Genomic DNA, 19,170 nt, shown 5'->3' with positions numbered 1-19,170 from the left:
CGAAATAAAGGCGGGGATATCCCCGCCCTTCATTAGATCTTACATGCGCCGCTTTCGCAGCCATCGTCCTGAATTGACGGTACCAGGTCATCCTGGGCGTCTTCTGCACCGTCACGGGTGTTGTGATAGTACAGGGTTTTCACGCCGAATTTATAGGCGGTCAACAGGTCTTTCAACAGCTGCTGCATCGGCACCTTGCCGGACGGGAAGCGCGTCGGGTCGTAGTTGGTGTTGGCAGAGATCGACTGGTCGATAAACTTCTGCATGATACCCACCAGCTGCAGGTAGCCGTCGTTGTTTGGCATCTCCCACAGCAGCTCGTAGTTGTTGCCCAGCGTTTCGTAATCCGGCACCACCTGACGCAGCACGCCGTCTTTCGACGCTTTAATGCTGACGTGACCGCGCGGCGGCTCAATACCGTTGGTGGCGTTGGAGATCTGCGAAGAGGTCTCGGACGGCATCAGGGCAGAGAGCGTGGAGTTACGCAGGCCGTGCGTTTTGATGGATTCGCGCAGGCCTTCCCAGTCGAGGTGCAGCGGCTCGCTGACAATCGCATCCAGGTCTTTCTTGTAGGTGTCGATCGGCAGAATGCCTTTTGCGTAGGTGGTTTCGTTGAACCACGGGCACGCGCCTTGCTCTTTCGCCAGCTCGTTAGAGGCTTTCATCAGGTAGTACTGAATCGCTTCGAACGTCTGGTGCGTCAGGTTGTTGGCGCTGCCGTCGGAGTAACGTTTGCCGTTTTTCGCCAGCCAGTAGGCGAAGTTGATCACGCCGATACCCAGGGTACGACGACCCATCGCACCGCGTTTAGCGGCCGGGATTGGGTAATCCTGGTAGTCCAACAGGGCATCCAGCGCGCGAACCGCCAGCACGGCCAGCTCTTCCAGCTCGTCCAGGCTGTTAATCGCGCCCAGGTTGAACGCGGACAGCGTACACAGGGCGATTTCGCCATTTTCGTCGTTCACGTCTTCCAGCGGTTTGGTCGGCAGGGCGATCTCCAGGCACAGGTTAGACTGGCGCACTGGCGCTACCACCGGATCAAACGGGCTGTGGGTATTGCAGTGGTCAACGTTCTGGATGTAGATACGGCCGGTAGAGGCACGTTCCTGCATCATCAGGGAGAACAGGTCTACCGCCTTCAGGCGCTGTTTGCGGATGCTGTCGTCTTTTTCATATTTGGTGTACAGACGCTCGAACTCGTCCTGATCGGCGAAGAACGCATCGTACAGGCCCGGGACGTCGGACGGGCTGAACAGGGTGATGTCTTCGCCTTTCAGCAGGCGGGTGTACATCAGCTTGTTGATCTGCACGCCGTAGTCCATGTGACGCACGCGGTTGCCTTCCACACCGCGGTTGTTTTTCAGTACCAGCAGGCTTTCCACTTCCAGGTGCCACATTGGGTAGAACAGGGTTGCTGCTCCGCCGCGCACGCCGCCCTGAGAGCAGGATTTTACCGCCGTCTGGAAGTGCTTGTAGAACGGGATACAGCCGGTGTGGAACGCTTCACCGCCGCGAATCGGGCTGCCCAGCGCGCGAATGCGACCGGCGTTGATGCCGATACCGGCACGCTGGGAGACGTATTTCACGATGGCGCTGGAGGTGGCGTTGATGGAATCCAGGCTGTCACCACACTCGATCAGCACGCAGGAGCTGAACTGACGGGTAGGGGTGCGCACGCCAGACATGATTGGCGTTGGCAGAGAAATCTTGAACGTGGATACCGCATCGTAGAAACGCTTCACGTAGTCCAGACGGGTCTCACGCGGGTAGTTTGAGAACAGGCAGGCGGCTACCAGAATATAGAGGAACTGGGCGCTTTCGTAGATCTCGCCGGTCACACGGTTCTGAACCAGGTATTTGCCTTCGAGCTGCTTCACCGCCGCGTAGGAGAAGTTCATGTCGCGCCAGTGATCGATAAACCCGTTCATCTGCTCGAACTCTTCTTCCGTATAGTCTTCCAGCAGATGCGTGTCGTATTTGCCCAGCTCGACCATTTTCACCACGTGATCGTAAAGCTTCGGCGGCTCGAACTGGCCGTAAGCTTTTTTACGCAGGTGGAAAATCGCCAGACGTGCAGCGAGGTACTGATAATCCGGCGCTTCGCGGGAGATGAGGTCTGCCGCTGCTTTAATGATCGTTTCGTGGATATCAGACGTTTTAATGCCGTCGTAGAACTGAATGTGGGAACGCAGTTCAACCTGGGATATAGATACGTTGTTCAGTCCTTCTGCTGCCCAGTCGAGAACTCGATGGATTTTGTCCAGATTGATACGCTCGGTAGTACCGTCGCGCTTTGTCACCAGCAGACTCTGATTCATGTGGGTTTTACCTGTCCGTGAAATAAAAAATATCCCCCGCTTATCCACAGATCCGTCTTGTGACTAACTCTGTGGATAAATACTACATATAGGGGGTTTGCGATAAGAAAAACGCTATATGGTGAGTATTCTAGTATCGAATCTTTTCAGCACAAGGGTTGATTTTGACGTTAAATTGAGGTTGTGAAAGGGTAAAAAAGCGTAAGTCCTCGTACCGTAAGGCCTGGAAGACATGTCAATAATTAAGAAAAAAAATTCAAAATTTGATCGAGTGCTGATTTCTTCAACGGGAGGTCAGAATTGCGCAACATGATGTCGCGCAATCTTTATAAGAATAACGAATGACGTTAGTCGTTTTTGGCGGTTGTGTGCAACATATAGTTAACATCCACGCCCGGTGCGAGCTTGAATTTATCGGTCAGCGGATTGTAGTGCAGGCCGGTGATGTGCTGCTCTTTGAGCCACGTCTGGTCAACCCAGCTTAACAGCTCGGCCGGCTTGATGAATTTCTTCACGTCGTGCGTGCCTTTCGGCACCATGCGCAGCACATACTCCGCGCCGACAACGGCCATCAGCCAGGCTTTGCCGTTGCGGTTGATGGTCGAGAAAAAGACCTGGCCGCCCGGTTTCACCAGTTTTGCACAGGCGTTTACCACGGACTGCGGATCCGGAACGTGCTCCAGCATCTCCATGCAGGTCACCACATCGTACTGGTGGGCATGTTTGGCCGCGTGCGCTTCCACAGTTTCCTGCACATATTCCACCTGTATACCGGACTCCAGCGCATGAAGACGGGCAACCTGCAGCGGCTCAAAGCCCATGTCCAGGCCGGTGACGGTGGCCCCTTCGCGCGCCATGCTCTCCGCCAGGATGCCGCCGCCGCAGCCGACGTCGAGCACTTTCTTACCGAACAGACCGCCGGAACGCTCCGCGATATAGCCCAGACGCAGCGGGTTAATGCGATGCAGCGGTTTGAACTCACCTTCGAGATCCCACCAGCGGGACGCCACCGCTTCAAATTTGGCAATCTCTTCGTGGTCAACGTTTTGTGCCACCGGGGATTTTTCGGCATTCATGGGCGCTTTTACTCCTTATTTAGCAAGACAAGGGAGTATATCAGGCAATCCCTGTGAATAAAGCGTATAGGTTTACCTGTATCACCGCGGCTGTGTTATAATTTGCGACCTTTGAATCCGGGATACAGTAGAGGGATAGCGGTTAGATGAGCGACCTTGCGAGAGAAATTACACCGGTTAACATCGAGGAAGAGCTGAAGAGCTCCTATCTGGACTATGCGATGTCGGTCATTGTTGGCCGTGCGCTGCCGGACGTCCGCGATGGCCTGAAGCCGGTACACCGTCGCGTACTATACGCCATGAACGTATTGGGCAATGACTGGAATAAAGCCTACAAAAAATCTGCCCGTGTCGTTGGTGACGTAATCGGTAAATACCATCCTCATGGTGATTCCGCGGTGTACGACACTATCGTCCGTATGGCGCAGCCATTCTCGCTGCGTTACATGCTGGTAGATGGTCAGGGTAACTTTGGTTCTATCGACGGCGACTCCGCCGCGGCAATGCGTTATACGGAAATCCGTCTGGCGAAGATTGCCCATGAGCTGATGGCCGACCTGGAAAAAGAGACGGTTGATTTCGTTGATAACTACGACGGCACGGAAAAAATTCCTGACGTTATGCCAACGAAGATCCCTAACCTGCTGGTGAACGGCTCGTCCGGTATCGCCGTCGGTATGGCAACCAACATTCCGCCACACAACATCACGGAAGTGATCAACGGCTGCCTGGCCTATATCGACGATGAAGACATCAGCATTGAAGGGCTGATGGAACACATCCCGGGCCCGGACTTCCCGACGGCGGCGATCATTAACGGTCGTCGCGGCATTGAAGAAGCGTACCGCACCGGCCGCGGCAAGATTTACATCCGTGCCCGCGCTGAAGTGGAAGCGGACGCGAAAACCGGCCGTGAAACCATCATTGTTCACGAGATCCCGTATCAGGTGAACAAAGCGCGTCTGATTGAAAAAATCGCCGAGCTGGTAAAAGAGAAACGCGTTGAAGGCATCAGCGCGCTGCGTGACGAGTCTGACAAAGACGGTATGCGCATCGTGATTGAAATCAAGCGCGACGCGGTGGGTGAGGTTGTGCTGAATAACCTCTACTCCCAGACTCAGCTTCAGGTCTCCTTCGGTATTAACATGGTTGCGCTGCACCATGGTCAGCCGAAGATCATGAACCTGAAAGAGATCCTGAGCGCGTTCGTGCGTCACCGCCGCGAAGTGGTGACCCGTCGTACCATCTTCGAGCTGCGCAAAGCGCGCGACCGTGCACACATCCTTGAAGCGCTGGCGGTTGCGCTGGCCAACATCGACCCGATCATCGAACTGATCCGTCGTGCGCCAACCCCGGCTGAAGCGAAAGCGTCGCTGGTTGCGCGTCCGTGGGATTTGGGTAACGTGGCGGCGATGCTGGAACGTGCGGGCGATGACGCCGCGCGTCCTGAGTGGCTGGAGCCTGAATTCGGCGTGCGTGACGGTCAGTACTACCTGACTGAACAGCAGGCCCAGGCGATTCTGGATCTACGCCTGCAGAAGCTGACCGGCCTTGAGCACGAAAAACTGCTCGACGAGTACAAAGAGCTGCTGGAGCAAATTGCTGAGCTGCTGCACATCCTGGGTAGCGCCGAGCGCCTGATGGAAGTGATCCGCGAAGAGCTGGAGCTGGTCCGCGATCAGTTCGGCGACGAGCGCCGCACCGAAATCACCGCGAACAGCTCTGATATCAACATTGAAGATCTGATCAACCGCGAAGACGTGGTGGTCACCCTGTCTCACCAGGGCTATGTGAAGTATCAGCCGCTGACCGACTACGAAGCACAGCGTCGTGGCGGTAAGGGCAAATCTGCGGCACGTATTAAAGAAGAAGACTTTATTGACCGCCTGCTGGTGGCCAACACCCACGACACGATCCTCTGCTTCTCCAGCCGTGGCCGTCTGTACTGGATGAAGGTCTATCAGCTGCCGGAAGCGAGCCGTGGTGCGCGTGGTCGTCCAATCGTCAACCTGCTGCCGCTGGAAGCGAACGAACGTATCACCGCTATTCTGCCGGTACGCGAGTACGAAGAGGGCGTGAACGTCTTTATGGCGACCGCCAGCGGTACCGTGAAGAAAACCGCGCTGACCGAATTCAGCCGTCCACGTTCTGCCGGTATTATTGCGGTGAACCTGAACGAAGGCGACGAGCTGATCGGTGTGGATCTGACCTCCGGTTCTGATGAAGTGATGCTGTTCTCTGCGGCCGGTAAAGTGGTGCGCTTCAAAGAGAATGCCGTGCGTGCAATGGGTCGTACGGCGACCGGTGTACGCGGTATCAAACTGGCGGGTGAAGATTCCGTTGTTTCCCTGATCGTTCCACGTGGCGAAGGCGCAATCCTGACCGTCACCCAGAACGGCTACGGTAAACGTACGGCGGAAAGCGAATATCCGACCAAGTCACGCGGCACGCAGGGCGTTATTTCCATCAAGGTCACCGAACGCAACGGGTCCGTTGTAGGCGCGGTGCAGGTGGACGATGCCGACCAGATCATGATGATCACCGATGCCGGTACGCTGGTGCGTACCCGCGTGTCCGAGATCAGCGTGGTGGGCCGTAACACCCAGGGCGTTATCCTTATCCGTACGGCGGAAGATGAAAACGTAGTGGGTCTGCAGCGCGTTGCTGAGCCGGTGGACGACGAAGAGCTCGACTCTATTGACGGCAGCGTCGCGGAAGGTGATGACGAAATCGCACCGGAAGCGGAGACCGACGATGACGCAGCGGATGACGCTGACGAGTAACGTCTCATGACGCATAAAGGGCCGGATTCCGGCCCTTTTCTTTTGCAGTTGCAGATACGTGAACGTTGCGACAAGCCGCGTTTACCGCTACCTTAACCACATTCTTTTGACCCCGACGGCGGAGCCTCGCCCCTTTGAAATACCTCGTCTCCTTTCGTACCACGCTGAAAGTTTCTCGCTATCTGTTCCGGGCGCTGGCGCTCCTGCTTTGGCTGCTGGTGGTCTTGCTGTCGGTGTTTTACATCGTCAATGCGCTGCATCAGAAAGAAGCAGAGATTCGCCAGGAGTTTAATTTAAGCTCCGATCAGGCCCAGCGCTACATTCAGCGAACATCGGACGTGATGAAGGAGCTGAAGTATATTGCCGAAAATCGACTGACGGCGGAAAACGGTATCCTTGCCCTTCGCGGGCGCAATGACAAAACCGAAGTGCCGGACTTCCAGCCGCTGTTCCCGGACTCCGATTGCTCCACTATGAGCAATACCTGGCGCGGGTCGCTGGAATCCCTCGCCTGGTTTATGCGCTACTGGCGCGATAACTTCTCCGCCGCCTACGATCTCAACCGCGTATTCCTGATTGGCAGCGAAAATCTCTGCATGGCTGACTTTGGCCTGCGCGATGTGCCCGTCGAGCGCGATGATGCGCTGAAAAGCCTGCACGAGCGTATTGTCAAATATCGCAATGCCCCGCAGGACGAGCGCGGGAACAACATCTTCTGGATTAGCCAGGGGCCGCGTATGGGCGTGGGCTATTTCTACGCGCTGACGCCGGTTTATCTGGGCAATCGCCTGCAGGCGCTGCTGGGGATTGAGCAGACCATTCGCATGGAAAACTTCTTCACGCCGGGCAGCCTGCCAATGGGCGTGACTATTCTGGATGAAAATGGGCATCAGCTGATCTCACTCGCCGGGCCGGATAAGAGTTTGAACGTCGATCCGCACTGGATGCAGGAACGCTCATGGTTTGGCTACACCTCCGGCTTCCGCGAGCTGGTGCTGAAAAAAAGCCTGCCGCCATCTTCGCTGAGCATTGTCTACTCGCTGCCGGTGGATATGGTGCTCGAGCGGATACGTATTCTTATTATGAATGCGATTCTGCTGAACCTGCTGGTGGGGGGCGCGCTGTTCACGCTGGCGCGCATGTATGAGCGTAGAATCTTTATTCCCGCCGAAAGTGACGCACAGCGTCTGGAGGAGCACGAGCAGTTCAACCGCAAAATTGTCGCTTCGGCGCCGGTGGGGATCTGTATTCTGCGTACCCAGGACGGGACCAACATTCTGAGTAACGAGCTGGCGCACAACTACCTGAATATGCTGACGCACGAGGACCGGCAAAGGCTGACGCAGATCATCTGCGGGCAGCAGGTGAACTTTGTCGATGTGCTCACCAGCACCCACACCAACCTGCAGATAAGCTTTGTCCATTCCCGCTATCGCAATGAAAACGTAGCGATTTGCGTGCTGGTGGATGTCTCCGCGCGCGTGAAGATGGAAGAGTCGCTGCAGGAGATGGCGCAGGCCGCGGAGCAGGCCAGCCAGTCGAAATCCATGTTCCTGGCTACCGTAAGCCACGAGCTGCGTACGCCGCTGTACGGGATTATCGGTAACCTCGATCTGCTGCAGACGAAAGAGTTGCCGAAAGGCGTCGACCGGCTGGTAACGGCGATGAACAACTCCTCCAGCCTGCTGCTGAAGATCATCAGCGATATTCTCGACTTCTCTAAAATTGAGTCTGAGCAGCTGAAAATCGAGCCGCGCGAGTTTTCGCCGCGTGAGGTCATGAACCACATCAGCGCCAACTATCTGCCACTGGTGGTGCGTAAACAGCTGGGGCTCTACTGCTTTATCGAACCGGATGTGCCGCTGACGCTGCACGGCGATCCGATGCGTCTGCAGCAGGTCATCTCTAACCTGCTCAGCAACGCCATCAAATTCACCGATATCAGCTGCATAGTGCTACACGTTTGCAGGGCAGGGGATTACCTGAGCATCCGCGTGCGCGACACGGGGGTGGGTATTCCGGCCAAGGAGGTGGTACGTCTGTTCGACCCGTTCTTCCAGGTCGGCACCGGCGTGCAGCGTAACTTCCAGGGCACCGGTCTGGGGCTGGCGATTTGCGAGAAGCTCGTCAGCATGATGGACGGTGACATTTCCGTGGATACCGAGCCCGGCATGGGCAGCCAGTTCACCATCCGCATTCCGCTCTATTCGGCGCAGTATCCGGCAAAAGCCGCAGTTGACGGGCTGAGCGACAAGCGCTGCTGGCTGGCGGTCAATAATGCCTCGCTGAATGACTATCTGACGGCGCTGCTCACCCATAGTGGCGTGAGGGTCTGCCGCTATGAAGGCCAGATGCCGGACGTGGACGATCTGCTCATCACCGACGAGATGCCTGAACAGCCGTGGCAGGGGAGAGGAACGGTGCTCTTCTGCCGCCGCCACATTGGCATACCAGTTGAACGGGCGCCGGGGGAATGGGTTCACAGCGTCGCAACGCCGCATGAGCTGTTGAGCCTGCTGGCCCGTATCTACAAAGTCAAGCTGGAAGAGAACGACGGTGCAGGCGCGCTGCCGTCACCGGAAGGTCTGGCGTCAGTGAATGACGATATGATGATTCTTGTGGTGGATGACCATCCGATTAACCGTCGTCTGCTGGCTGACCAGCTTGGATCGCTGGGCTACCAGTGCAAAACCGCCAATGACGGCGTGGATGCGCTGAATGTACTGAGTAAAAATCATATTGATATCGTGCTGAGCGACGTCAACATGCCTAACATGGACGGCTACCGGCTGACGCAGCGCATCCGACAGCTTGGCCTGACGCTGCCGGTGGTGGGCGTAACGGCGAACGCGCTGGCGGAAGAGAAGCAGCGCTGTCTGGAGTCCGGCATGGACAGCTGCCTGTCGAAACCGGTCACGCTGGACGTGCTGAAGCAGACGTTGTCGATTTACGCGGATCGCGTGAGAAAAACCAGAATATAAAAAAGGCCCGCAAGGGCCTTTTACGTTTTTCACCCTCTCCCTGTGGGAGAGGGCTGGGGTGAGGGCATCAGGCCGCACACCCGTCAGGGATCAATCCTTATCCGATGCGCTCAGCGTAACGGAGGAGAGATAGTTCAGCAGGGCAATATCGTTGTCCACGCCCAGCTTCATCATTGCGGATTTCTTCTGGCTACTGATGGTTTTAATGCTGCGGTTCAGCTTCTTGGCAATCTCGGTCACCAGGAAACCTTCAGCGAACAGGCGCAGAACCTCACTCTCTTTCGGCGACAGGCGTTTGTCACCGTAGCCACCCGCGCTGATTTTTTCCAGCAGACGAGAGACGCTCTCAGGCGTGAACTTCTTGCCTTTCTGCAGCGCAGCGAGCGCTTTTGGCAGATCGGTCGGGGCGCCTTGTTTCAGCACAATCCCTTCGATGTCCAGATCCAGCACGGCGCTCAGGATCGCCGGGTTGTTGTTCATGGTCAGAACAATGATCGAGATGTCCGGGAAGTGACGTTTAATATATTTGATGAGCGTGATCCCATCTCCGTATTTGTCCCCAGGCATGGAGAGATCGGTAATGAGCACGTGTGCATCAAGCTTTGGGAGGTTATTGATCAGTGCTGTAGAGTCTTCAAATTCACCGACTACATTCACCCACTCGATCTGTTCAAGTGATTTGCGAATACCGAACAGTACAATCGGATGGTCATCGGCAATAATTACGTTCATATTGTTCATGTATAAGGCTACCTTGCTACAGCAAGCTTTTGACGTAGGCGTCAATGTCGCTGATGTATTTTTCAATGCCAGAGGCATCTTTCTCACGAATTAGATGTTCCAGCGTTTCACATAACTGCTTGCCGGGAACCAGATTAAGCATGGCAAACACCCCTTTAAGCCGGTGTGCTGTCTGTGCCAGCGCTGCAAAATCATTCGCAGCGGACTCAGTATACAACCGCTTCACATCATCTGGTACTGTATCAACAAAGAGGGAATAGTATCCGCTGGCGTGAAGCTCGGCATTTTCATTGCCGCCTAACGGGGATTCCGTTATCTCTTCCTGCGCCAACTGCTCTTCTATTAGTTGTAGTACAGCTTCCTGCATCGCATTGCTTATATTAAAGTTGACGCGCAGCTGGCCAGGGCCGATTTTCCGCACGCCTGACTCATCATCGCTTAAAAGCAAGCCCGAGGCAGTAAGATTAGACGGATTATCAGTTAAAAACAGATCAAATTCTTGACTTGCCAGCCTTTCATCCGGCGTGATGCAGGCCGCGCCCCAGTTTTCGAGCTGACGAACCACAATATTGCGGATCTCGTTTGAGGTCACATCCACCATCACCACGACATCATCCAGCAGGCGTTCTTCATCTTCTTCCTGCGGATTGGCGGCCATTTTCACGTGCAGAGAGTAACGCGTACCCAGTGATTCACGGGCTTTGATATTCAGATGGCCGCCGAGCTTACGCGCCAGTTGATCGCACAGCCAGAAGGTCAGGGCGTTAGCCTTGCCGTAATGATCGCTTTGCGTGTCATTCAGGAACGGGAAGTGCAGATTATCAATTTCACTCGCCGTGACGCCTTCCCCGGTGTCCAGGATACGGAACGTCAGGCGATCTTCCGCCGACTCGTCGGTGCTCACTTCAAGGGTTATCTTGCCAATCTGCGTGGTGGTCACGGCGTACTGAATAATCATCAGCAGAATACGACGCAGCGCCTCGCGGTCGCCGTGACGTTCGTCATTGGCGGGTAAATGGTTGTTGATCAGTAGCTGCAGCCCTTTGCGCTTAATGACGGGCAGGACTTCCGGAACCACTTCATCGATCAGATCCTGAATGGAGAAGAGAGAAGGGGTGCCTTTCCAGAAATCATTCTCCAGCATGTTCGCCAGCTGGATCTCATCCACCATGCGGACCAGCGAGTCGGCCTGGCAGGCGAGCTGGTGGCTTTCAGACGTGTTTAACGCCGCCGCCTGGGTCGCCAGCGTTTTTAACGGCTGCTTGAAGGCATCGCCAATGTTCTGCATAAATGCTGCGCGCCCCTGCTGGTTCTTCTCATACAGCCTTTGCGCCTGCTTGAGCTTTTTATTCACCAGCACTTCGCGATCCTGATCGCGGATGATGAAGATTTGCGTGCGCGGGGCTACCTGGCTGCGGAACTGACGGATCTCGTACAGTTCATTGTTAATGGTGGCCTGAATGACTCCCTGGTGCTGATCCGCCATGGTGGTGATGTTCTGCAGGTTAAGGTGCGGCAGCAGATGGTCGGCAATTTTATTGCTCATTACCGTGCGATTCGCTTCCTGATCGTGAACTAACACCCCAAGCGGCAGCACGGAAACAATCTCTTCATTGAGCGCGCGCAACACGCGTAGCTCATTGGTATTGCCCGCCGAGACCGCAGACGCGTCGCTCTGGCGCCCAGGCTGGAAGCGGAAGGTACTGTAGCCGAACAGCGCCAGCGCCAGCAGGCCGATATTCAGCAGCAGAGGTAGCAGAATATTTTGCAGGGTGTCGAGCAGCAGCGTGCCAAACGGTACCTGCCACACCAGACGCATGCCTGTTGAGTTCAGCGACGAGGCAATTTCAATTTTCGAGCCGTTAAAGGAGATTGTGACGCTCTCTGCGGCCTCTTTGTCAGACGCCGCACGCATGTTCTGGGTGCTGCTGTCGGGCTCCAGACGGAAGCTGTCGAGCGGCATATCCGGCGGGATCAAATCATTAATGGGTAAATCAAAGGCCACGACTGTCGCCAGATGTCCCGGCTGGTTAAAGGTGGTACGCAGGGTAAAATAGTGACCATTCTGCCATGCCAGCCGGCGCAGCGATGAGAAGCTCTCACGTTCATCAAGGGCGTTGGCCTGCTGCAGCATTTCTGCCCGGCGGGAGTCGACAATGCTGCCGACCGTCGTCTCTTTAAATCCGGAAGAGAGATCTTTCAACGGCAGCGTCGAGATCAGGATCATGCTGTTATCCTGACCGTTCAGATAGTACATCGACCACGGTACCGTTTCGGCGCCCCAGAGGGTATCCAGATAGGTCGAAATACGCTGCGTCATCTCAAGGGTCGCGCTGTCGTGAGAGCCAAAGATAAGCGCTTCAGTCTTACGCTGCGGTTTTTCGAGGTAGTAGACGTCCTGCTTCAGCCGCGTTTCCTGAAGTCCATCCCCGGACGAACTGGCAGGCGCCGCGGCAATGTTGTCGTAAATCTGCCAGGTGGCGTAGCGCCAGGTATCAATGCGCTTGTGAACGGCATGAGTAATATCAACCACCTGATAGCTCTTATCCTTCAGCCAGGCGTTAACCGCGCTCTGCACCATCACGCCCATTGTGACTAACAGCACAACGATCAAAAGAAGAAAGAAACGGGTGATGCTCCCGGGAAGGAGGGAGAATTTGCTCGGGGCGGTAGTTTCAGTCTGACTCATTGATATCTTTAACCCGTGATGGTCGTGCTCTGTGGCGATAGGGCAGTATAAAGGGTAATAACTGAATTTCCAGCGCCACTGTCCTGGAACAGGCGACTTTTTCGATGGCCCGTACAGGAGATGAAGTGTGTGTTAAATGTGTACAAGCCGATGATGCGTGTACAAATACAAAATGCTTTCGCGCATTAAATAGCACGAATTAACAAGAAATTAAGTTTTGTTCAAATTTTCGCATTCTGCGCGGAGGTGGGCGAGAATTTAGTTAATAGTCGTTACAATTTCGCTGCGGTAGCACAAAAAAAAGAAAAGTTACGTAAAGAAGGGTAAAAAAAAACCGAATGCGAAGCATCCGGTTGAATTAGGGATAAACAGACATTCAAAGCTGAATGACGGTAATAAATAAAGTTAATGATGATAGCGAGAGTTATTTTAGAGATTGGAGTCGATCTTGTTTTGTCATTCAGTGCGGTAACGTTTTTTATTTTAACTTATTGATTTGTTTGGGTTGATTTTTCTTTTTGATTATAAGTGCTAAATTTTTAAGCTTTTTGTGCTTTGTAAAAGTTCCTTTTCATTTACATTTTGAAACATGTTGATAGATAAATGAAACATCTTCAAAGTTTTCGTATCATATTCGCATTGGATTATTCTGTAATTTTGCGGAGAATGAAATTGCCGACTGGTTAATGAGGGTTAACCAGTAAGCAGTGGCAATTATAAGGCATATAACAGAGGGTTAATAAAATGAAAGTTAAAGTACTGTCCCTCCTGGTACCAGCACTGCTGGTAGCAGGCGCAGCAAATGCGGCCGAAATTTATAACAAAGATGGCAACAAATTAGATCTGTACGGCAAAGTTGATGGTCTGCACTATTTCTCTGACGATAAGAGTGCCGACGGCGACAAGACCTACATGCGTCTTGGCTTCAAAGGCGAAACTCAGGTTAACGATCAGCTGACCGGTTATGGCCAGTGGGAATACCAGATCCAGGGTAACACGACGGAAAGCGACAACCAGTCCTGGACGCGTGTGGCGTTTGCCGGTCTGAAATTCGCTGAAGCGGGTTCTTTCGATTACGGTCGTAACTACGGCGTGATCTACGACGTAACTTCCTGGACTGACGTTCTGCCAGAATTTGGCGGCGATACCTACGGCGCAGACAACTTCCTGCAGTCTCGTGCAAACGGCGTGGCAACTTACCGTAACCAGGACTTCTTCGGTCTGGTTGACGGCCTGAACTTTGCGCTGCAGTACCAGGGTAAAAACGGCAGCGTAAGCGGTGAAAACGTCGGTGGACGTAGCCTGCTGAACCAGAACGGCGACGGCTACGGTGCATCTGTAACCTATAACCTGGGCGAAGGCTTCAGCGTCGGGGGTGCAATGTCCTCCTCCAAACGTACCGCTGACCAGAACGCACCGGGCGTTTACGGTAACGGCGATCACGCAGAAGTCTATTCTGGCGGCCTGAAATACGATGCCAACAACATCTACCTGGCAGCGCAGTACTCTCAGACCTACAATGCAACCCGCTTCGGTACCTCTAACGGCGACAGCCCGACTACCGCTTACGGCTTTGCTAACAAAGCGCAGAACTTCGAAGTGGTTGCTCAGTACCAGTTCGACTTCGGCCTGCGTCCATCCGTGGCTTACCTGCAGTCCAAAGGTAAAGACATCGAAGGTTACGGCGATCAGGATCTGCTGAAATATGTTGATGTAGGTGCGACTTACTACTTCAACAAAAACATGTCCACCTACGTGGATTACAAAATCAACCTGGTTGATGAAAATGAGTTCACCCGTCAGGCCGGCATCGGTACTGATGATATCGTCGCGCTGGGTCTGGTTTACCAGTTCTAATCGCGTCATCGTGTGACTTAAGGGGCCTGATGGCCCCTTTTTTGTGCTTTTTTTGGCCTCACAATGCAACCGTTTTGGTGTACTCTTGCCGCCCTGGCATGAGGATAATAATGAATGGACATGACTTTTTTACGCGCCAGCTTTCTGGCTATGCTTTTTTTCCTGACCGCGTGTGATGAACCCGCGCCCGTGGCGAAAACCGATGCACCCGCCGCGACGGTGCTTGAAGGCAAAACGATGGGCACCTTCTGGCGCGTCAGCGTGATGGGCCTGGACAAAACGCGCGCTGATGAACTTCGCGGCAAAATCCAGTCTCAGCTGGATGCCGACGATCAGCTGCTCTCAACCTATAAAAATGACTCGGCGCTGATGCGCTTCAATCTCTCCACCAGTACCTCCCTGTGGCCGGTGAGCGAAGCGATGGCCGATATCGTCACTGAATCGATGCGCGTGGGATATAAAACCAACGGCGCGATGGACGTCACCGTCGGTCCCCTGGTGAATCTCTGGGGATTTGGTCCCAACAAACAGCCGGTGACCACGCCGGACAATGCGGCTATTGATGATGCCCGCGCCCGGACAGGGCTACAGCATCTGACGGTCATCAACCAGTACGGTCAGCAGTATCTGCAAAAGGATATTCCCGATCTGTTTGTCGATCTGTCGACGGTAGGGGAAGGCTACGCGGCGGATCACCTTGCCGCGCTGATGATGCAGGAAGGGATTTCGCGCTACCTGGTCTCCGTGGGCGGCGCGTTAGTTAGCCGGGGCATGAACGCCAGCGGTAAACCGTGGCGCGTGGCGATTCAAAAACCGACCGATCGGCAAAACGCCGTACAGGCCATTGTGGATATCAACGGACACGGCATCAGCACTTCCGGGAGCTACCGTAACTATTACGAACTCGACGGGAAGCGTATTTCGCACGTGATTGACCCTCAGACCGGACGTCCCATCACGCATAACCTGGTCTCGGTGACCGTGATTGCACCGACTGCGCTGGAAGCCGATGCCTGGGATACCGGCCTGATGGTTCTCGGCCCGGAAAAAGCTAAAGAGGTGGTTCGTCAGGAAGGGCTTGCAGTTTACATGATCACTAAAGAAGGCGACGGATTCAAAACCTGGAGCTCGCCGCAGTTCAACAGCTTCCTGGTGAGCGACAAAAATTAAAAAGCAAGGTTGCGGGTTTTTTATCACTGGCACTCGGGCACGCTAAAGGTATGCTTGTAAGAGGAGCTGATGATGAAAAATCCAACCTACATGAACGATGAGGATCGCTGGCAGGCCGTTCTGGCTCGCGATCCGCGCGCTGACGATCGGTTTGTTTTTGCCGTGCAGACGACGGGGATTTTCTGCCGCCCGTCCTGCCGTGCCCGTCACGCGCTGCGTAAAAATGTCTGCTTTTATCTTGATGTCCAGCATGCCATTCAGGCAGGGTTTCGTCCGTGCAAGCGCTGTATGCCGGACAAACGCGATCCGCAGCAGCAGAAGCTGGCGAAAGTGGAGTATGCCTGTCGCCTTCTGGAGCAGGATCCCGCGCTGACGCTTGAAGGTCTGGCGCAGCAGGTCGCCATGAGTCCTTTCCATTTCCACCGGCTGTTTAAATCCATTACCGGGATGACGCCAAAAGCCTGGCAGCAGGCGGCGCGGGGGCAGCGTCTGCGCACGGCGCTTGCGCACGGAAACAAAATTACCGATGCCGTGCTGGCGGCAGGTTTTCCCGACAGCAGCAGCTATTACCGCAAAGCCAACGACGCGCTGGGAATGACGGCGAAACAGTACCGCAAAGGCGAGGTACCGGTGCAGTACGCCATCGACGACTGTTCATTAGGACGCTGTCTGGTCGCTGAAAGCGAGCGGGGGATTTGCGCGATACTGCTGGGCGACAGCGATACCGAATTAGCCCAAGAGCTGGCGACGCTGTTTCCAAACGCTGAGCCTGCTCCACGTGAAGATGCCTTCGCTCAGCGTCTCCGTCAGGTCATTGCCAGTATTGATAACCGCGCGGTGCCGCTGGCCCTGCCGCTGGATATACGCGGAACCGCGTTCCAGCAGCGGGTATGGCAGGCTCTGCGGAACATCCCCAGCGGGGAAACGGCCAGCTATCAGCAGGTGGCACAGGCGATTGGCCAGCCCAATGCGGTGCGTGCCGTCGCCGGTGCCTGCGCGGCAAACAGACTGGCGATTGTGATCCCCTGTCATCGCGTGGTTCGTAACGACGGCGCGCTGTCGGGCTATCGCTGGGGGGCGGCGCGAAAAGCGCTATTACTGAAACGTGAGGCAAAACGCCGGGAGGGATAATGCTCGATCTTTTTGCGGATGCTGAACCCTGGCAGGAGCCGCTTGCGCCGGGAGCGACGATCCTGCGCCGCTTCGCACTCTCCCGCGCACATGCATTGCTTGCCGGCATAGAAGAGGTGACGGCCGTTTCACCGTTTCGCCATATGGTAACGCCGGGCGGCTACACCATGTCGGTGGCCATGGCCAACTGCGGGGAACTGGGGTGGGCCACGAACGCGCGGGGCTATCTCTATGCCCCCAACGATCCCGCCACCGGCCAGCCGTGGCCGCCGATGCCAGCAGTTTTTCAGACTCTCTGCCACGAAGCTGCCGTTGCAGCGGATTATCCTGACTTTCGGCCGGATGCCTGCCTGATCAACCGCTACGCCATCGGCGCGAAGCTCTCCCTGCATCAGGACAAAGATGAACCCGATCTGCGTGCGCCTATCGTCTCGGTATCGCTGGGCCTGCCCGCCGTCTTCCAGTTTGGCGGTCTACGCCGCAACGATCCGCTCAAGCGCATCATGCTGGAACATGGTGACGTGGTGGTGTGGGGCAGGGAGTCGCGGCTGTACTATCACGGCATTCAGCCCCTGAAGCCCGGTGTTCATCCCCTTACTGGCGAGTACCGCTATAATCTGACTTTCCGTCAGGCGGGGTTTAGCAAACAAAAATAAGAATTATTCTTGATGTCCGCGCAGGGCAGTTTACACTGCTGGCTGATTTTTATTGTCCGGATTGCCTGCATGCAACTACTTCTTCTTGTCTGGCGTCAGTACCGCTGGCCCTTCATTGCCGTAATGGCGTTAAGCCTTGCCAGCGCCGCGCTGGGTATTGGCCTGATCGCGTTTATAAACGTGCGGCTGATCGAAATGGTTGATACCTCACTCTCGGTACTGCCAGAGTTTCTCGGCCTGCTGCTGCTGTTGATGGCGGTTACGCTTGGTTCTCAGTTGGCGCTGACCGCGCTTGGGCACCATTTCGTTTTCCGCCTGCGCAGCGAGTTCATCAAGCGGATCCTCGACACGCAGGTTGAGCGCGTGGAGCAGCTCGGCAGCGCTTCCCTGCTGGCTGGGCTGACCAGCGACGTGCGCGCCATTACCATCGCGTTTGTCCGCCTGCCGGAGCTGGTGCAGGGGATCATCCTGACCTTTGGCTCTGCCGCCTATCTCGCCTGGCTCTCTACTAAAATGCTGGCGGTGACCGCCCTGTGGATTGCCATCACCATCTGGGGCGGCTTTATGCTGGTGTCGCGCGTCTATAAGCACATGGCGGTCCTGCGCGAAACGGAAGATAAGCTCTATAACGATTATCAGACGGTGCTGGAAGGGCGCAAAGAGCTGACTCTCAACCGCGAGCGCGCCGAGCATATTTTCAATCATCTTTATATTCCGGACGCGCGCGAATACCGGCACCACATCATTCGCGCCGATACCTTCCACCTGAGCGCCGTGAACTGGTCCAACATTATGATGCTGGGTGCCATTGGCCTGGTGTTCTGGATGGCGAACAGCCTGGGCTGGGCGGATACCAACGTGGCGGCGACCTACTCGCTGACACTGCTGTTTTTACGTACGCCGCTGCTCTCGGCCGTTGGCGCACTGCCTACGTTACTCAGCGCGCAGGTGGCGTTTAATAAGCTCAAAAAATTCGATCTCGCGCCGTTCAAAGCCGAATTCCCGCGCCCGCAGGCCTTCCCGAACTGGCAGACCCTGGAGCTGCGCGACGTGATGTTCCGCTATCAGGACAACGCCTTCTCCGTGGGGCCAGTTAACCTGACGATTCACCGCGGTGAACTGCTGTTTCTCATCGGCGGCAACGGCAGCGGAAAATCCACGCTGGCGATGTTGCTCACCGGACTTTACCAGCCGCAGTCGGGCGAAATCCTGCTGGACGGTAAGGCGCTGAGCGCGGAGAAGCCCGAGGATTACCGCAAGCTTTTCTCGGCGGTGTTCACCGATGTCTGGCTGTTTGACCGGCTGCTGGGGCCGGAAGGGCAGCAGGCCAATCCTGAGCTGGTTGAAAAATGGCTGACGCAGCTGCAGATGGCGCACAAGCTGGAGCTTCAGGACGGAAAAATCCTCAACCTCAAGCTCTCCAAGGGGCAGAAGAAGCGCGTGGCGCTGCTGCTGGCGCTGGCGGAAGAGCGTGACATCATCCTGCTGGATGAGTGGGCGGCGGATCAGGATCCGCATTTCCGCCGCGAGTTTTATCAGGTGCTGCTGCCGCTGATGCAGGAGATGGGCAAGACCATTTTCGCCATCAGCCACGACGATCACTACTTCATTCACGCCGACCGTCTGCTGGAGATGCGCGACGGCAAGCTGAGCGAGCTGACCGGTGAAGAGCGCGATGCGGCCTCGCGTGACGCGGTGGCGCGTACGGCCTGATGCCCTCACCCTAACCCTCTCCCACAGGGAGAGGGGATAGATCGTGGCTGTAATG

At 55.4% G+C, this 19,170-nt stretch carries 11 protein-coding genes; 7 read left to right on the top strand and 4 right to left on the bottom strand.

All coding sequences use genetic code 11. The features are described 5' to 3' along the window. Positions 1-32: 32 nt before the first annotated feature. Both nrdA and ubiG read right to left on the bottom strand, forming a co-directional pair. Positions 33-2,318, bottom strand: a complete 2,286-nt coding sequence (nrdA, locus tag HBM95_15690; GenBank protein ID NIH44369.1) for a ribonucleoside-diphosphate reductase subunit alpha — start codon at positions 2,316-2,318, stop codon at positions 33-35. Positions 2,319-2,665: 347 nt separating this feature from the next. Beyond that, positions 2,666-3,394 carry a bifunctional 2-polyprenyl-6-hydroxyphenol methylase/3-demethylubiquinol 3-O-methyltransferase UbiG gene (gene ubiG / locus HBM95_15685; protein ID NIH44368.1) on the bottom strand — a complete coding sequence of 243 codons (729 nt, stop codon included), beginning with the start codon at positions 3,392-3,394 and terminating at the stop codon, positions 2,666-2,668. Between the two features lie 146 nt (positions 3,395-3,540). Here ubiG and gyrA point away from each other — a divergent pair, with 146 nt between their 5' ends. Both gyrA and rcsC read left to right on the top strand, forming a co-directional pair. Further along, positions 3,541-6,177, top strand: coding sequence for a DNA topoisomerase (ATP-hydrolyzing) subunit A (gene gyrA, locus HBM95_15680; GenBank protein ID NIH44367.1), 2,637 nt, complete (start codon positions 3,541-3,543; stop codon positions 6,175-6,177). A 134-nt stretch (positions 6,178-6,311) separates the two neighbouring features. Beyond that, positions 6,312-9,158, top strand: a complete 2,847-nt coding sequence (rcsC, locus tag HBM95_15675; protein ID NIH44366.1) for a two-component system sensor histidine kinase RcsC — start codon at positions 6,312-6,314, stop codon at positions 9,156-9,158. A 90-nt stretch (positions 9,159-9,248) separates the two neighbouring features. On the opposite strand, the gene rcsB is transcribed toward rcsC, so the two are convergent. Next, positions 9,249-9,899, bottom strand: coding sequence for a transcriptional regulator RcsB (rcsB, locus tag HBM95_15670; GenBank protein ID NIH44365.1), 651 nt, complete (start codon positions 9,897-9,899; stop codon positions 9,249-9,251). A 16-nt stretch (positions 9,900-9,915) separates the two neighbouring features. Then, complete coding sequence (gene rcsD, locus HBM95_15665) at positions 9,916-12,588, bottom strand: phosphotransferase RcsD (GenBank protein ID NIH44364.1); 2,673 nt, start codon at positions 12,586-12,588, stop codon at positions 9,916-9,918. A 744-nt stretch (positions 12,589-13,332) separates the two neighbouring features. Here rcsD and HBM95_15660 point away from each other — a divergent pair. The 5 genes from HBM95_15660 (at position 13,333) to HBM95_15640 (ending at position 19,115) form a co-directional block, all read left to right on the top strand. Further along, positions 13,333-14,445, top strand: coding sequence for a porin OmpC (locus HBM95_15660; protein ID NIH44363.1), 1,113 nt, complete (start codon positions 13,333-13,335; stop codon positions 14,443-14,445). 114 nt (positions 14,446-14,559) lie between these two features. After that, entirely contained in the window at positions 14,560-15,615 is a 1,056-nt protein-coding gene (apbE, locus tag HBM95_15655) for an FAD:protein FMN transferase ApbE (GenBank protein ID NIH44362.1), read from the top strand. Between the two features lie 72 nt (positions 15,616-15,687). Further along, entirely contained in the window at positions 15,688-16,746 is a 1,059-nt protein-coding gene (ada, locus tag HBM95_15650) for a bifunctional DNA-binding transcriptional regulator/O6-methylguanine-DNA methyltransferase Ada (protein NIH44361.1), read from the top strand. Further along, a complete protein-coding gene (gene alkB, locus HBM95_15645; protein NIH44360.1) occupies positions 16,746-17,402 on the top strand; it encodes a DNA oxidative demethylase AlkB in 657 nt (218 codons plus the stop codon). Before ada ends, alkB begins: the two co-directional genes overlap by 1 nt. 69 nt (positions 17,403-17,471) lie before the next feature. Continuing rightward, positions 17,472-19,115, top strand: coding sequence for a multidrug ABC transporter permease/ATP-binding protein (locus tag HBM95_15640; GenBank protein NIH44359.1), 1,644 nt, complete (start codon positions 17,472-17,474; stop codon positions 19,113-19,115). Positions 19,116-19,170: the final 55 nt, after the last annotated feature.

It is taken from the genome of Enterobacter asburiae, from assembly GCA_011754535.1.
Classification (GTDB): domain Bacteria; phylum Pseudomonadota; class Gammaproteobacteria; order Enterobacterales; family Enterobacteriaceae; genus Enterobacter; species Enterobacter cloacae_N.
This window is presented reverse-complemented; position numbering and strand designations above follow the sequence as displayed.

Excerpts from the sequence above, each read along its gene's own strand:
- nrdA (NIH44369.1), bottom strand. The coding sequence starts at position 2,318 with ATGAATCAGAGTCTGCTGGTGACAAAGCGCGACGGTACTACCGAGCGT.
- HBM95_15660 (NIH44363.1), top strand. The coding sequence starts at position 13,333 with ATGAAAGTTAAAGTACTGTCCCTCCTGGTACCAGCACTGCTGGTAGCA.
- alkB (NIH44360.1), top strand. The coding sequence starts at position 16,746 with ATGCTCGATCTTTTTGCGGATGCTGAACCCTGGCAGGAGCCGCTTGCG.
- rcsD (NIH44364.1), bottom strand. The coding sequence starts at position 12,588 with ATGAGTCAGACTGAAACTACCGCCCCGAGCAAATTCTCCCTCCTTCCC.
- apbE (NIH44362.1), top strand. The coding sequence starts at position 14,560 with ATGGACATGACTTTTTTACGCGCCAGCTTTCTGGCTATGCTTTTTTTC.
- HBM95_15640 (NIH44359.1), top strand. The coding sequence starts at position 17,472 with ATGCAACTACTTCTTCTTGTCTGGCGTCAGTACCGCTGGCCCTTCATT.
- ada (NIH44361.1), top strand. The coding sequence starts at position 15,688 with ATGAAAAATCCAACCTACATGAACGATGAGGATCGCTGGCAGGCCGTT.
- ubiG (NIH44368.1), bottom strand. The coding sequence starts at position 3,394 with ATGAATGCCGAAAAATCCCCGGTGGCACAAAACGTTGACCACGAAGAG.
- rcsB (NIH44365.1), bottom strand. The coding sequence starts at position 9,899 with ATGAACAATATGAACGTAATTATTGCCGATGACCATCCGATTGTACTG.
- gyrA (NIH44367.1), top strand. The coding sequence starts at position 3,541 with ATGAGCGACCTTGCGAGAGAAATTACACCGGTTAACATCGAGGAAGAG.